The sequence below is a fragment of the Streptomyces sp. NBC_00576 genome, from assembly GCF_036345175.1.
Classification (GTDB): domain Bacteria; phylum Actinomycetota; class Actinomycetes; order Streptomycetales; family Streptomycetaceae; genus Streptomyces.
In genome coordinates this window covers 1,543,339-1,556,445 of the sequence record NZ_CP107780.1, presented here as the reverse complement: position 1 = coordinate 1,556,445, position 13,107 = coordinate 1,543,339, and the positions used below count along the sequence as shown (strand labels likewise).

General features: G+C 69.8%; 13 protein-coding genes. 5 read left to right on the top strand and 8 right to left on the bottom strand.

From position 1 onward, the window contains the following. Positions 1-35: 35 nt before the first annotated feature. On the bottom strand, positions 36-1,061 hold the full coding sequence (locus tag OG734_RS06575; protein WP_330286514.1) for a LacI family DNA-binding transcriptional regulator: 1,026 nt from the start codon (positions 1,059-1,061) through the stop codon (positions 36-38). 243 nt (positions 1,062-1,304) lie between these two features. Here OG734_RS06575 and OG734_RS06570 point away from each other — a divergent pair, with 243 nt between their 5' ends. The 3 genes from OG734_RS06570 (at position 1,305) to OG734_RS06560 (ending at position 4,446) form a co-directional block, all read left to right on the top strand. After that, positions 1,305-2,624 carry an extracellular solute-binding protein gene (locus tag OG734_RS06570; protein WP_330286513.1) on the top strand — a complete coding sequence of 440 codons (1,320 nt, stop codon included), beginning with the start codon at positions 1,305-1,307 and terminating at the stop codon, positions 2,622-2,624. A gap of 62 nt (positions 2,625-2,686) precedes the next feature. Further along, positions 2,687-3,532, top strand: coding sequence for a carbohydrate ABC transporter permease (locus tag OG734_RS06565; RefSeq protein WP_443065068.1), 846 nt, complete (start codon positions 2,687-2,689; stop codon positions 3,530-3,532). Continuing rightward, complete coding sequence (locus OG734_RS06560; RefSeq protein ID WP_330286511.1) at positions 3,532-4,446, top strand: carbohydrate ABC transporter permease; 915 nt, start codon at positions 3,532-3,534, stop codon at positions 4,444-4,446. Before OG734_RS06565 ends, OG734_RS06560 begins: the two co-directional genes overlap by 1 nt. 409 nt (positions 4,447-4,855) lie before the next feature. Here OG734_RS06560 and OG734_RS06555 read toward each other — a convergent pair whose 3' ends face one another. From OG734_RS06555 to modA, 4 genes are all read right to left on the bottom strand, one after another. Beyond that, positions 4,856-5,275: a TOBE domain-containing protein gene (locus tag OG734_RS06555; RefSeq protein ID WP_330286510.1), complete on the bottom strand. Its 420-nt coding sequence runs from the start codon at positions 5,273-5,275 to the stop codon at positions 4,856-4,858. A gap of 108 nt (positions 5,276-5,383) precedes the next feature. Next, a complete protein-coding gene (locus OG734_RS06550; RefSeq protein ID WP_330286509.1) occupies positions 5,384-6,472 on the bottom strand; it encodes an ABC transporter ATP-binding protein in 1,089 nt (362 codons plus the stop codon). Positions 6,473-6,477: 5 nt separating this feature from the next. After that, a complete protein-coding gene (gene modB, locus OG734_RS06545) occupies positions 6,478-7,350 on the bottom strand; it encodes a molybdate ABC transporter permease subunit (protein WP_330286508.1) in 873 nt (290 codons plus the stop codon). Next, a complete protein-coding gene (modA, locus tag OG734_RS06540) occupies positions 7,347-8,171 on the bottom strand; it encodes a molybdate ABC transporter substrate-binding protein (RefSeq protein ID WP_330293587.1) in 825 nt (274 codons plus the stop codon). Before modA ends, modB begins: the two co-directional genes overlap by 4 nt. 212 nt (positions 8,172-8,383) lie before the next feature. On the opposite strand from modA, the gene OG734_RS06535 reads away from it, so the two are divergent. Further along, positions 8,384-8,866, top strand: a complete 483-nt coding sequence (locus OG734_RS06535; protein WP_443064833.1) for a molybdopterin-dependent oxidoreductase — start codon at positions 8,384-8,386, stop codon at positions 8,864-8,866. 45 nt (positions 8,867-8,911) lie between these two features. On the opposite strand, the gene OG734_RS06530 is transcribed toward OG734_RS06535, so the two are convergent. Both OG734_RS06530 and OG734_RS06525 read right to left on the bottom strand, forming a co-directional pair. After that, the gene (locus tag OG734_RS06530; RefSeq protein WP_330286506.1) at positions 8,912-9,778 is read right to left on the bottom strand and encodes a sugar phosphate isomerase/epimerase family protein; all 867 of its coding nucleotides are present in this window, start codon (positions 9,776-9,778) and stop codon (positions 8,912-8,914) included. Continuing rightward, complete coding sequence (locus tag OG734_RS06525; RefSeq protein ID WP_330286505.1) at positions 9,775-10,791, bottom strand: Gfo/Idh/MocA family oxidoreductase; 1,017 nt, start codon at positions 10,789-10,791, stop codon at positions 9,775-9,777. The genes OG734_RS06530 and OG734_RS06525 overlap by 4 nt, the downstream gene beginning before the upstream one ends. A 185-nt stretch (positions 10,792-10,976) precedes the next feature. On the opposite strand from OG734_RS06525, the gene OG734_RS06520 reads away from it, so the two are divergent. Beyond that, positions 10,977-11,978 carry a LacI family DNA-binding transcriptional regulator gene (locus OG734_RS06520; protein ID WP_330286504.1) on the top strand — a complete coding sequence of 334 codons (1,002 nt, stop codon included), beginning with the start codon at positions 10,977-10,979 and terminating at the stop codon, positions 11,976-11,978. Positions 11,979-11,983: 5 nt separating this feature from the next. Here OG734_RS06520 and OG734_RS06515 read toward each other — a convergent pair whose 3' ends face one another. Beyond that, a complete protein-coding gene (locus OG734_RS06515; protein WP_330286503.1) occupies positions 11,984-12,988 on the bottom strand; it encodes a sugar ABC transporter substrate-binding protein in 1,005 nt (334 codons plus the stop codon). Positions 12,989-13,107: the final 119 nt, after the last annotated feature.

The following is a 13,107-nucleotide window of genomic DNA, read 5'->3' as shown; positions in this document are numbered from 1 at the left end:
GGGTGGTGGCGTGCGGTGGGGGTTGGGCGTGAGGTCTAGACGGGGTGGGGCGGCGGGGCGGTGGAGGCCCGGACGACGAGCTGCGTGGCCAGTTCGACCCGGTGGCTGTCCAGGGGCTCACCCGCGATGAGCCGGAGCAGGGCGCGCAGTGCGGCGCGGCCGATCTCGGCGAAGGGCTGGCGGACGGTGGTCAGGGGCGGGGCGGAGGTGCTGGCGGCGGCGGTGTCGTCGAAGCCGACGACGCTGACGTCGTCGGGCACCCGCAGCCCCTGCACGCGGGCGGCCTCGATGACGCCGAACGCCTCCAGGTCGTTGCCGGTGAAGACGGCGGTGGGCGGTTCGTCCATGGCGAAGAGTTCCAGAGCGGCCTGGTAGGCGGGTTCGAACCGGAAGGATCCGCGTTTGATGAGCCGGGGGTCGGGTGTGATGCCGACACCGCTGAGCGCGGCCTGGTAGCCGTGCAGGCGGGCGGTGTTGCACACGGCGTCGTGCCGGCCCTCGATCATCGCGATCCGGCGATGCCCGAGCTTCAGCAGATGCTCGGTCGCCGCCATGCCGCCACTGAAGTTCGTCGCGCCGATGCTCGGCACACTGTCGTCCGGCACGTTCATCGGGTCGATCAGTACGACCGGGATGCCGTGTTGCGCGAACTGCGCCCGCTGTCGGGTCGTCAGCTCGGACGTCACCAGGATGAGGCCCTCCCGCCCCGCGTTGGTGATCTTCCGGGCCCAGGTGGCGCCCAGTGGGTCGTCGGGCGCCGTACTGATCACGACATCGACTCCGGCCTCGGCCGCGGCTTCCGTCACGCCCTGGGTGATCACCAGGTTGTTGGGGTTGACCAGCTTGTCGAAGGTCAGGTCGATGGTGCGCACCGGGGCCTGTGCGCCCCCGGGGCCCCGGGCCACATAGTCGTGCTCGACCAGCAGCCGCTCGACGCGTGCCCGCGTCTCGGGCGAGACGTCGCTGCGGCCGTTGACCACTTTCGAGACGGTGGCCACGGAGACCCCGGCCGCTTCGGCGATGCCGGTCAGGGTCGTCCGCTCGACGGCTCTCTTCGCCATGCTGGTCCTTTCGCTGGTTTACGGGGAAGCTAGCGCAAGCTTTCGCAACGGTCCAGTGGCAGCACAGGTCAGAAACTAGTTCAATCCAGCACCTTGACCCCGGGCAGGCAGCTACCTACTTTATCGGCCAGAGAACGCAGAGGTTTCGAAAAGTTTCGAGCCGCGCGCCGCGCCCCATGCACCTGACGAGCCCGACGAGCCGTCCAGCGCGTTCGAGCCTCTGGTGAGCCGAAGGAGCTCCTGATGATCCCGAGAATTCCCTCCCGCGTCCTGGTCACCGCCTCGGCGGCAGCCCTCGCACTCACCCTGTCCGCCTGCGGTAGCAGCGGTCGGTCCGCCGGCGGCGGTTCCGGTGACGGCGCGCTGCTCTGGGCGCTGACCCAGGGGTCCGAAGCGACCTTCCGGGCCTCGGCCACGGAGTGGAACAAGCAGCACCCGGACAGCACTGTCACCTACCAGTACTTCCAGAACGACCCGTACAAGCAGAAGCTGCGCACCGCCGTCGGCGCCGGCAACGGCCCGGTCCTCTTCGAGAACTGGGGCGGCGGCGGCCTCAAGAGCTACGTGGACGCGGGCAAGGTCGCCGACCTCACCTCCGACCTCGACGCCAATCCGGAGTGGAAGAACCGGATCTTCCCGTCGGTGCTCCAGTCCACCACCTTCGACGGCAAGATCTACGGCGTCCCCGTCAACGGTGTGCAGCCCGTGGTCCTGTACTTCAACAAGGAGGTGTTCAAGGAGGCGGGCGCCGAGGCACCGAAGACCTGGGACGACCTGCTCGCCCTGGTGAAGAAGTTCAAGGCCGAGGGCATCGCGCCGATCTCGATGGGCGGCGCCTCCAAGTGGCCCGACCTGATGTGGCTGGAGTATCTCGTCGACCGGGTCGGCGGACCCGAGACCTTCGCGAACATCGCCGCCGGCAAGGAGGGCGCGTGGTCCGACCCGGCCGTCCTCAGGGCCGCCGAGATGATCAAGCAGCTGGTGGACGCGGGCGGCTTCGCCAAGGGCTTCACCTCGGTCTCCGCCGACACCGGCCAGGCCGAGGCTCAGCTGTACACCGGCAAGGCCGCGATGATCCTGCAAGGCAGCTGGGCGTTCGGCACCATGGCCACCGGCTCGCCGAAGTTCGTCTCAGAGGGGAACCTCGGCTGGTCCGGCTTCCCGGCCGTCGAGAGCGGCAAGGGCGACGCGAGCAACATCGTCGGCAACACGGCCAACTTCTTCTCCCTGTCCGCGCAGGCGAGCGCCAAGGAGAAGAAGACCGCGGTGTCGTACCTCAAGGACGGCGTCTACAACGACAGTTACGTCGACAACCTGCTCAAGAACGGCGACGTCCCGCCGGTGAAGGACCTGGACGCCAAGCTCAAGACCACGGACAACGCCGACTGGACGACGTACGTCTACACCCTCGCCCGCGACGCGAAGAGCTTCCAGCTCTCCTGGGACCAGGCACTCACCCCCGAGCTCGGCAACGAACTGCTCACCCACCTCGACCAGCTCTTCCTCGGCGAACTCAGCCCGCAGCAGTTCTGCTCCCAGATGGACGAGGCGGCGCAGAAATGAGCATCGCCCGTACGTCCAAGGCGCCACCACCGCGCACCCGCACCGACGGCGCGCCGTTCCTCATGGCGCTGCCCGCCCTGCTCCTCTTCGCCCTGTTCGCCCTCGTGCCGATGGCGATCGTGGTCTACCTCAGCTTCACCAGCTGGGACGGTCTGGGCACCCCCGCCTGGACCGGGCTCGACAACTGGCGCACTGCTCTCACCAGCGACGTCACCCGCCACGCCCTGTGGCTCACCGCCAAACTGATGGTCTTCTCGTGGATCGTGCAGACCCCGATCAGCCTGCTGCTGGGCGTCTTCGTCGCCGGGAAGCAGCGCTACCGGGCCCTGCTCGGCGTCTTCTACTTCGTTCCGCTGCTCATCTCGACGGCGGCGATCGCCGTCATCTTCAAGAACCTCCTCGACCCCAACTTCGGCCTCGGCGCGGCCCTCCATCTGTCCCTCCTCGGACAGGACTGGCTGGGCGATCCCCAACTCGCCTTCTACACCGTCGTGTTCGTCATCTCCTGGCAGTTCGTTCCCTTCCACACGCTGCTGTACCAGGCCGGCGCCCGGCAGATCCCCGCCTCGCTGTACGAGGCCGCGTCGATCGACGGCGCCGGCCGGCTCGCCCAGTTCTGGCACATCACCCTGCCCCAGCTGCGCTACACGATCGTCACGTCCTCGACGCTGATGGTCGTCGGCTCGCTCACCTACTTCGACCTGGTCTTCGTGCTCACCGGCGGTGGCCCTGGATACGCCACCCGCATCCTGCCGCTCGACATGTACATCACCGGCTTCCAGAGCAACCAGATGGGCCTCGCCAGCGCCATCTCCGTGGTGCTCGTCGCGGCAGGACTCCTCGTCTCCCTCGCCCTCGTCCGGTTCTCCGGCTTCAGCCGGATGCGCAGCCAGCAGGCAGGTATGTGATGTCCACGCTCTCCCATGCCCCGTCCACCGACTCGCCCGGCGCACCGCGGCGCGCCCAGTCGTCCGTAACCTCACCGGGCCGCAGCAGCCTCAGGCGTCTGGGCCGTACCAACCCCCTCGGTGCGCTGGGCGGGCTGGTCTGGCTGGTGATCGTCCTCGTCCCGGTGTACTGGGTCGTCGTCACCAGTCTGCGCACCCGAGACGGCTTCTTCGACGCGAACCCGCTCTCCGTACCGACAAACCCCACCCTGGAGAACTACCGCCAGGTCCTGGACAACGACTTCACGCACTACCTCCTCAACAGCGCGCTGGTCACCGTCGGAGCGACGCTGCTGACCCTCCTCGTGTCGTTCCTGGCGGCGTACGCCATCGTGCGCGGCACCAGCCGGGCCCTGCGCTGGGCGTTCAGCGTCTTCCTGCTGGGCCTCGCCATCCCGCTCCAGGCCACGATCATCCCGGTGTACCTGCTGATCGCCAAGGCGCAGATGTACGACACCCTGGGGGCGATCGTGCTCCCCTCGGCGGCGTTCGCGATCCCGCTCACGGTGATCATCATGGTCAACTTCCTGCGCGACATCCCGGACGAGCTGTACGAGTCCATGCGCGCGGAAGGCGCCGGGCACTGGCGCATGCTGTGGAGCCTGGCCCTGCCGCTGTCCCGCCCCGCGCTGATCACGGTCACGATCTACGACGCCCTGAACGTCTGGAACGGCTTCCTCTTCCCGCTGATCCTCACGCAGAGCCCCGACAAGCGCGTCCTGCCGCTGTTCGTGTGGAGCTTCCAGGGCGAGTTCACGATCAACGTGCCGGCGATCCTGGCCGCCGTGGTCCTCTCCACGCTGCCGATCCTCGCCCTCTACATCGTGGGTCGCCGCCAGCTCATCAGCGGGCTCACCGCCGGCTTCGGCAAGTGAGCGACCGCAGTCCGGCCGCAGCCTCCGTGCGGGGGACGAGGTCACCGTTGTCGTCCACGGGGGCGCCGGCCCACCCGCGCAGGGCGTTCATGGCGGGGCCGAGGTGCCGTTCGTCGCGTCCGGTCCGAGTGGTGTGGCCCCCCGGACCCGCCTCAAGCAGAAGGGAATCAAGCACGCCCCGGACGGTTACCGGTCGCAGCGAGAGCGGCATGCGAAGCCCCGGCGGCCCGCGGGTACCGGAGGACCGGCCGGCTGCTGTGCGGGCCGACCGTGAGGCCGGAGACTGTCTCCGATCGCCTCTGCCGGCGGGGCCACGCCGCCCCCGGTGCCATGGTTGGATCCGGATTCCCGTCGGCGGGTCTGCGATCGCCGGCCCAGCAATTGGACGGCAGTCTCCGGTTACGGTGTGTCATCTGGTCGCGAGGGAGACCTCGGTCGACTTGATCAGGGCGACGACCGGGGAACCGGCGACCAGGCCCAGGTCGTTCACGGCGTCGGTGGTGATCGCGGCCGTGAGTGCGCCGCCCGCGACGGTGACCTTCACGGACGCCATGGCGGCGCCCGTGGTGATGTCGGAGACCGTGCCGGGGAGCTGGTTGCGGATGGAGATGCCCTGGACGGCGGCCGTGGCGAGCGAGACCTCGGTCGACTTGACCAGTGCGCGCACGGCGGTGCCCGTGGCCAGGTCGAGATCCTTGACGGACTCCCGGGTGATCGCGGCGGTGATCTCCTGACCGCCGTCGAGGCGGACCTTGACGGCGGCCATGACCTCTCCGGTGGTGACGGCGATGACGGTGCCGGGGATCTGGTTGCGGATGCTCAGGCTCATGGCGGTACGCCTCACAGGAAAGGGGATGCGGCGGGAACGGGGGTGCGCAACATCGGCTTCGGGGCTGTTGTGAGGCTCACGCTAACCGGGCTGAGGGCCGGGTCCCGGTCAGGCCGGGTACGCGTGGGTCTGTGTCGCCTTGACGGTCGCCCAGATCTCGGCACCCGGGTGGAGATCGAGTTCGGCCGCGGCGACAGTGGTGAGATCGGCGGCGAGGGGGAGCTCGCCGGCGAGGTTCGCGCGGATCTGGTCGCCGTGGGTCTCCAGGCCGGCCACCTCGCAGCGCCACAGGTTGCGGGCGCTGGAGCCGGTGGGACGGTGGCGGTGGAGGGTCACGGCGCCGGGCGGGAAGGCGACGAAGACCGGGCCGGTGAGATCCTCGGTGGTGGTGATCGTCGGCCCGGTGTCCAGCGTGACGGTGTGACCCTGCGCCCGGCCCGGGTAGAGGTTGAGGCCGACGAGCTGGGCGATGTAGTCGGTGCGGGGCCGACGGGCGATGTCCTGCGGCGTCCCCTCCTGCACGACCCGGCCGTGTTCGACGACCACCAGCCGGTCCGCGAGCACCATCGCGTCCAGCGGATCGTGCGTGACCAGGACCGCCACGGCCTCGAAGTCGGCCAGGTGACGCCGTAGTTGGGCGCGGATGCCGAGGCGGGTACGGGCGTCCAGCGCGGCCAGTGGCTCGTCGAGGAGCAGTAGCCGGGGCCGGGTGGCCAGGGCGCGGGCGAGGGCGACGCGTTGGGCCTGGCCGCCGGAGAGCCTGCGCGGCTTGGCGCCCGCCTGTTCGGTGAGCCCCATCCGCTCCAGCCACTCGGCGGCCGTCGCCCGGGCCTCCGCTTTGCTCGCCCCCTGGCAGCGCGGTCCGAAGGCGACGTTGTCGAGGGCGGTGAGGTGCGGAAAGAGCAGGTAGTCCTGGAAGACGACGCCCACGGGTCGGGACTCCGGCGGCGTACGGTCCAACTCCACCCCGTCCAGCCGCAGATGGCCGCCGTCGAGCGGAGTCAGCCCGGCCAGCGCGCGCAGCGCGGTGGTCTTGCCTGCGCCGTTGGGCCCGAGCAGCGCCACGACGTCCCCGGGCGCCGCCGTCAACCGGACGTCGAGCCGGAAGGAGTCCCGGTCGACGACGACACGGGCGTCGAGCCCCCCGCCGGACGCGCTGCCGGAACCGGAGGCGAGGCCGGACTTCGATTCGTCCATGGAGGTCATGATGCGGTCATCCAACGGTCGCGCAGGCCCGCCAGGACCGCGATCGAGACGGCGAGCAGGACCAGGCTCAGGGCGATGGCCGCGGCCGGGTCGCTCTGCAGCGCCAGATAGACCGCCAGGGGCATCGTCTGCGTACGGCCGGGAAAGTTGCCCGCGAAGGTGATCGTCGCCCCGAACTCGCCCAGCGCCCGCGCCCAGGCCAGTACCGCGCCGGCCGCGACCCCGGGGGCGATGAGCGGCAGCGTGACCCGCCGGAACGCGGTGAAGCGGGAGGCGCCCAGCGTCATGGCGGCCTCCTCGTAGCGCGGGTCGGCGGCCCGAAGCGTGCCCTCCACGCTGATGACCAGGAACGGCATCGCCACAAACGCCTCCGCGACCACGACGCCCGCCGTGGTGAACGGCAGCGTGATGCCGAACCACGAGTCCAGCCACTGCCCGACGACCCCGTTGCGCCCGAGGGCGAGAAGCAGCGCCACACCACCGACGACCGGCGGCAGCACCAGCGGCAGCGTCACCAGGGCCCGGACGAAACCGCGGCCGGGGAACTCGGTGCGGGCCAGCAGCCAGGCCAGCGGGACGCCCAGCACCACACTCACCACCGTCGCCGCGGTGGCGCAGAGCAGGGACAGCCGCAGGGCCTGCCACACCTCGGGGCTGGTCAGCTGATCGGGCAGACTGCGCCACGGCGTCCGTACCAGCAGCGCGAGCAGCGGCAGCAGCAGGAACACCAGTCCCACGAGCGCGGGGACAAGGAGCGGAATCGGAACGGCAGACCGACGACCCCGGCCGCGGCCCCGGACGTGCCCGCGCCGCGGTCCACCACCGGTCAGGGTGTCGGCCGCGGCGCCGGACCTGTCGCGTTCGGTCACGGCTTGAGGAATCCGGCCCCGGTCAGGACCTGCCGGCCCTCGGCGGACCGGACCAGCTCGATGAACGCGTTCGCCGCGTCCGCGTTCGGCGCGTCCTTGAGCAGGACGATCGGATAGTCGTTGACGGCGTCGGCCGACTCGGGGAACTCCACGCCCTCCACCCTGTCACCCGCCGCGTTCACATCGGTCCTGTAGACGACGGCGGCGTCGGCCTCTTTCAGCTCGACCTTCGTCAGGGCGCTCTTGACGTCCTGCTCGTACGACACCGGGGTGAGCTTCAGGCCGCTCGCGTCGAGGGCCTTCTGCGCGGCGGCCCCGCACGGCACCTCCTTGTCACAGAGGACGACTTTCAGCCCCGACCCGGTCAGGTCCTTCAGGGAGGCGATCTTGTCGGGGTTGCCCGGCAGGGTCGCGATCTCCAGCTGGTTGCGGACGAAGGTGGCCGGGGTACCGGCGGCGTCCTTCGCGTCGGTGACGATCTTCATCGTCTTGGGGCTGGCGGAGGCGAACACATCGGCGGGAGCGCCGCCGGTGATGCTCGCGGCGAGAGAGTCGCTGCCGCCGAAGCTGAAGGTGACCTTCGTACCCGGGTACTTCTCCTCGAACTCCTTGCCCAGCGACGTGAAGCTCTCCTTGAGGGAGGCGGCGGCGAACACGGTCACCGTGCCGGACAGCTTCGGGGAGGAGGACGCCGGCGCGGAGGAGTCCGGCTTTGCCGGCGAGTCGTCGGAGGAGGAGCAGGCGCTCAGGGCCAGCAGCGCGGCGACGCTCGCGCCGGCCACCCGAAGGGTCCGGCGGGTCCGGCGTGCGGAACGGGTTATCACGGGGCTACTCCCTCTGCTTCTCACGGACATCCCATCAGAACGGTTGCTTCCCCGGTCCGACAGGAAGGCATGCGCCGATGATACTTCCGCAAATGCGAGGGGCAGGCCTCCTGTCACATCGCATGATCCGGGGAGATGCCGAAGTTTCCTTGCATGTGCGTTTGCGCGGGACCGGTGCGCGGGTACGGTCATCCGGGAGGTGGTGGCCAGTGAGTGGGTCCCTCGTGGAACGTGGACGTGCCGCTCATCCCGTCGCGGAACTCACGCTGACCGGCGACCTCGCACGCCCGGCCCGGCTGACGGTGCCCGACCTGCTGGCCTGGCCCCAGCACCGGGTGCGCGTCAGCTTCGAGTGCGTCACCAGCGGCGTACAGCACCACGGCTTCGAAGGGCCGCTGCTGTACGACGTCCTGTCGGCCGCCGGACCCGCCTTCGATCCCGCCCGACGCAAGGACCGCCTGCGCTTCCTGATCGCAGTGACGGGAGCGGACGGGCACCACGCGCTGCTGTCGTGGGCGGAGATCGACCCGGACTTCGCAGGCGCCCCCGTCCTGCTCGCGACCGGCATCGACGACACCCCGCTCGACCACGCCGGCCCGCAGCTCGTCCTGCCCCAGGACCGCTGCGGCGCCCGGCACATCAGCGGCATCAGCGCCATCCGGGTGGGCGGCGGCTACCCGTCATGGATGTGACGCTCGGCCCGCCCCATCGTCAACTCCCGCCGATGGGGCGGACGTTCACGCCCCGAACTCCTTGCGGATGCGGTCGAGCATGAACGCCGAGGACTCGTGGGCCCGTTCCTCCCAGGCGAAGACGCAGGCCGTGGCGACGCCGTCGAAGTCGAGCTCACGCAGGGTGCCGAAGAAGGCGTTCCAGTCGACCTCGCCCTGCCCGATGTCCAGATGCTGGTGAACACGGGCCGTGGTGCCCGGCGGGTTGAGGATGTAGCGCAGGCCCGATGAGCCCTTGTGGTTGAAGGAGTCGGCGATGTGCACATGCTGGAGTCTGTCGCCCGCGTAGCGCATCATCGCCGCGATGTCGGCCGTCGGATCGGCTCCGGACAGATGAAAGGAGTGCGGAGCGCAGTAAAGGTAGTTCACCCAGGGCTTGTTGACGGCGCGGACCAGGTCGACCGCCGGGGCGTTCTCCTCGCAGAAGTCGTCCGGGTGGGCCTCCAGGTTCAGCGCGATGCCCTCCCGCTCGAACAATGGCAGCAGTTCCTCCAGCGAGCGCCAGAACGCGGCCTCGCTCTCGGCGGCGCGGTCGGGTCTGCCGTTGAACTCCGAGTTCATCAGCGGGCATTCGAGGTCGGCGGTGATCTCGATCATCCGCTTCCAGTAGCGGACGGCGGCCTGCCGCTCGGTCTCGTCCGGCGAGGACCACTTGTAGAGGGGGAGTACCGAGGAGAGCCGTACGCCGTGTGTGCGCAGGGAGTTCTTCAGCCCGGCGATGCGTTCGTCGTCGGCCCGCGGATGCAGGAAGAACGGCATGAAGTCGTCGCGTGGCGACAACTCGATGTATTCGTAGCCGAGTTCGGCCACCGTACGCACCATGTCGTCGATCGGCAGCGCGCGGAACATGTACGGGTCGAGGGCGATCTTCACGCGGTACCTCCGTAGAGGGCGGGCCGGGGCTTGAGGTCGGTGGCGACGACGCGGCCCGACTCCAGGGCCTCGACGGTCGCGCTGGTGATGACGGTGGCGGCATAGCCGTCCCAGGCGGACGGACCGGTGGGCCCCGTACCCGCCGCGACGCCGGAGATCCACTCGCGGAACTCGGTGTCGAAGGCATCCGCGAAACGGACCGTCCAGTCCGCAAGGACCTCCGTGCTGTGCTGCCCGGCGGTGCGCACCCCGACCGAGGCGGGGTCGGGCAGCCGGACGAGGCCCTCCTCGCCGACCGCCTCGCACTGGATGTCGTAGCCGTACCGGCAGTTGACGAAGACCTCCAGATCGATGCGGACGCCCTTGGCGGTCTCGAAGAGCATGATCTGCGGGTCCCTGAGGTGGGCGAACCGCTTGCCTGTGGCGCGCGGGGTGACCACCTGGGTGGAGACGATCTCGTCGTCGAGCAGCCAGCGCAGTACGTCGACCTCGTGCACGGCTGTGTCGAGGGCGGCCATGGCCGAGGTGTACGACGCGGGGACGGTCGGGTTGCGGTGGGCGCAGTGCACGATCAGCGGTTCGCCGATCCGGCCGGCGCCGATGACCTGCTTCATCTGCCGGTAGCCGGCGTCGTAGCGGCGCATGAAGCCGACCTGGACCAGTCGGCGGCCGAGTGCCGTCTCGGCCTCGACGATCCGCAGACAGTCCTCGGCGGTGGTGGCGAGTGGCTTCTCGCAGAACACCGGTTTCCCGGCGGCCACCGCGTTCAGTACGTGCTCGGCGTGGGTCGGGCCCCAGGACGTCACGAGGACCGCGTCCACGTCGTCCGCCCCGATCACGGCCGCGCCGTCGGGCAGCACCCGGGCCCCGGCCGGCGCCGCCGCCTCCTCGGCGCGGGCGGCGTCGAGGTCGGTGACCGCGGTGACGCGTGCGCCGGTGACGGTGTCGGTGAGGCGTCGGATGTGTTCCTTGCCGATCCAGCCGGCGCCGATGACGCCTACACGCACAGGCATGGGTGGTGTTCCTTTCCGAGAGGACAGGTCCGAGGGACAGGCAGGGTTTCTTCATCGCTCTGTCGCGCTCTACTAGCGCGCTCCAGTTCGCTGCTGCGAGTACGATGACCCCTGTTCAAATGTCATGTCAATGGCTTCAGAGGGTTGGTTCACAGGTGGATGCATCGGGCAGGCAGCGGCCCACGATGGCGGACGTCGCCGAGAGGGCGGGCGTCTCCCGGGCACTCGTCTCGATCATCTTCCGCAACCAGCCGGGAGCCAGCGAGGAGACCCGGGAACGGGTGCTGCGGGTCGCGGACGAGATCGGCTACCGCCCCGACAGCGCGGCTCGGCTGCTGGCCCGGGGCCGCAGCCGCACCCTCGGCGTGATGTTCACCGTCCACCAGGCCTTCCACGCCGACCTCATCGAGGGCATCTACCCGGCCGCCGAACGCCTCGGCTACGACGTGCTGCTCTCCGCCGCCGCCCAGGGCCGCAGCGAGGCCAAGGCGGTCGAGGCACTGCTCAGTCACCGCTGCGAGGCGCTGATCGTGCTGGGGTCCGACGCCGAGGCGGACTACCTCGACGTACTCGGCCACCAGGCGGTCGTCGTCTCGGTCGGCCGCCGAGTCCCCGGCGCCCGCATGGACTTCGTGCACAGCGCCGAGGGCAAGGGCGTACGGCAGGCCATGGACCACCTCGTCGAACTCGGGCACCGCCGGATCACGCACATCGACGGCGGACGCGGCCCCGGCTCGCCCGACAGGCGGCGCGCCTACCGGGCCGCGATGCGCCGCCACGGGCTGGAGTCCGAGGCCCGGGTGATCCCCGGCGATCACACGGAGCAGTCGGGCATCGAGGCCGGGCGGCTGCTCCTGGCGGAACGCGACCGGGGGCAGCCACTGCCGACCGCGGTCCTCGCGGGCAACGACCGCAGTGCGCTGGGCCTATTGCTGCCCCTGACGCGGGCCGGCGTCGAGGTCCCGCGCGACCTGTCCGTCGTCGGCTACGACGACAGTCACCTCTCCCACCTGATGCCGGTCGGCCTGACCACCGTCCGCCAGGACGCGGTGCTCATGGCCGAGCATGCGGTGGAGTTCGCCGTCCGGCGACTGGAGCATCCGGAGCTGGAGCCCCAAGAGGCGGTCCTGGACCCGAAGTTGGTGGTACGCGGCACCAGCGGACCACCTCCGGAGCAAGCCTCCTGAGGCAGTCAGCGCGTTCCCTTCGCCGCGAACTCTTCGACGGAGTCCGCGTTCTCCTTGGTGATGAAGGCGGGCCCGGTGAGGACCGGCGCCGTCCCGCCGCCACTGAAGTTGCCGTTGGCCCTGTACAGCCACAGGGCGTCGACGGCCAGGTAGCCCTGCAGGTACGGCTGCTGGTCGACCGCGAACTCCACGGTCCCGTCCTGGACGGCTTTCACCAGCTCCTTGTTGAGGTCGAAGGTGGCGAGCCTGGCCTTGCTCCCGGCGTCGGACAGTGACTGGACGGCGGTCAGCGCGATCGGGGCGCCGAGGGTGACCACCTGGTCGATCGAGGAGTCCTGCGTGAGTTTCGCGGTGATCGTCGACTTCACGGACGGCATGTCCGTGCCGTTGACGTAGAGGGTGTCCGTCTTGCCGCTGAAACCCTTCTTCAGGCCGGCGCAGCGGGCCTCCAGAGCGACCTGGCCCTGCTCCTGGACGACGCACAGGGCGTGCTTGGCGCCCAGCTCGTTCAGTCGCTCGCCGAAGGCCCGCCCGGCGATGTTCTCGTCCTGGCCGAAGTACTCCAGCATGCCGAGCTGCTTCCAGTCGTCCACACCGGAGTTGAAGCCGACGACCGGGATGCCGGCCGCTGTTGCCTTGGCGACGACGTCCTTCATGGCGTCGGGCTTGGCGGCGGTGAGGGCGATGCCGTCGACCTTCTGGTCGATCGCGTTCTGGACGAGGTTGGCCTGGTTTCCGGCGCTGGGGTCGCTGGAGTAGACGAGCTTGATGTTGTCCTTGGCCGCGGCGGCCTGGGCGCCCTTGCGGATCAGGTCCCAGAAGGTGTCGCCGGGGGCGGCGTGGGTGACCATCGCGACTGTCATACGCGGGGTGGTCGCCTTCCCTGCCGACGCGGCGTCCGCGTCCTCTTCGGACTTCTTGCCGCCGGAGCTGCTGGAGCAGCCGGCGGCGAACAGGACGCCCGCCAGGACGGTGGCGGTCAGGCCGGCGGCTCGGTGGTTTCTGCGCATGTCCCGTGCACCTCGCTGTGCTGGTCAGGGTGGGATTGGAGCCCTGGAAGGGTGTACTAGAGCGCTTTATTAGCGCGCTCTAGTGGCACGTACTATGTAGCCGCCCCAGGGCGATGTCA

Coding starts and splice junctions, on each gene's coding strand:
- OG734_RS06560 (WP_330286511.1), top strand. CDS start 3,532: ATGTCCACGCTCTCCCATGCCCCGTCCACCGACTCGCCCGGCGCACCG.
- OG734_RS06550 (WP_330286509.1), bottom strand. CDS start 6,472: ATGGACGAATCGAAGTCCGGCCTCGCCTCCGGTTCCGGCAGCGCGTCC.
- OG734_RS06565 (WP_443065068.1), top strand. CDS start 2,687: ATGGCGCTGCCCGCCCTGCTCCTCTTCGCCCTGTTCGCCCTCGTGCCG.
- OG734_RS06570 (WP_330286513.1), top strand. CDS start 1,305: ATGATCCCGAGAATTCCCTCCCGCGTCCTGGTCACCGCCTCGGCGGCA.
- OG734_RS06515 (WP_330286503.1), bottom strand. CDS start 12,988: ATGCGCAGAAACCACCGAGCCGCCGGCCTGACCGCCACCGTCCTGGCG.
- OG734_RS06575 (WP_330286514.1), bottom strand. CDS start 1,061: ATGGCGAAGAGAGCCGTCGAGCGGACGACCCTGACCGGCATCGCCGAA.
- OG734_RS06525 (WP_330286505.1), bottom strand. CDS start 10,791: ATGCCTGTGCGTGTAGGCGTCATCGGCGCCGGCTGGATCGGCAAGGAA.
- OG734_RS06555 (WP_330286510.1), bottom strand. CDS start 5,275: ATGAGCCTGAGCATCCGCAACCAGATCCCCGGCACCGTCATCGCCGTC.
- OG734_RS06520 (WP_330286504.1), top strand. CDS start 10,977: ATGGCGGACGTCGCCGAGAGGGCGGGCGTCTCCCGGGCACTCGTCTCG.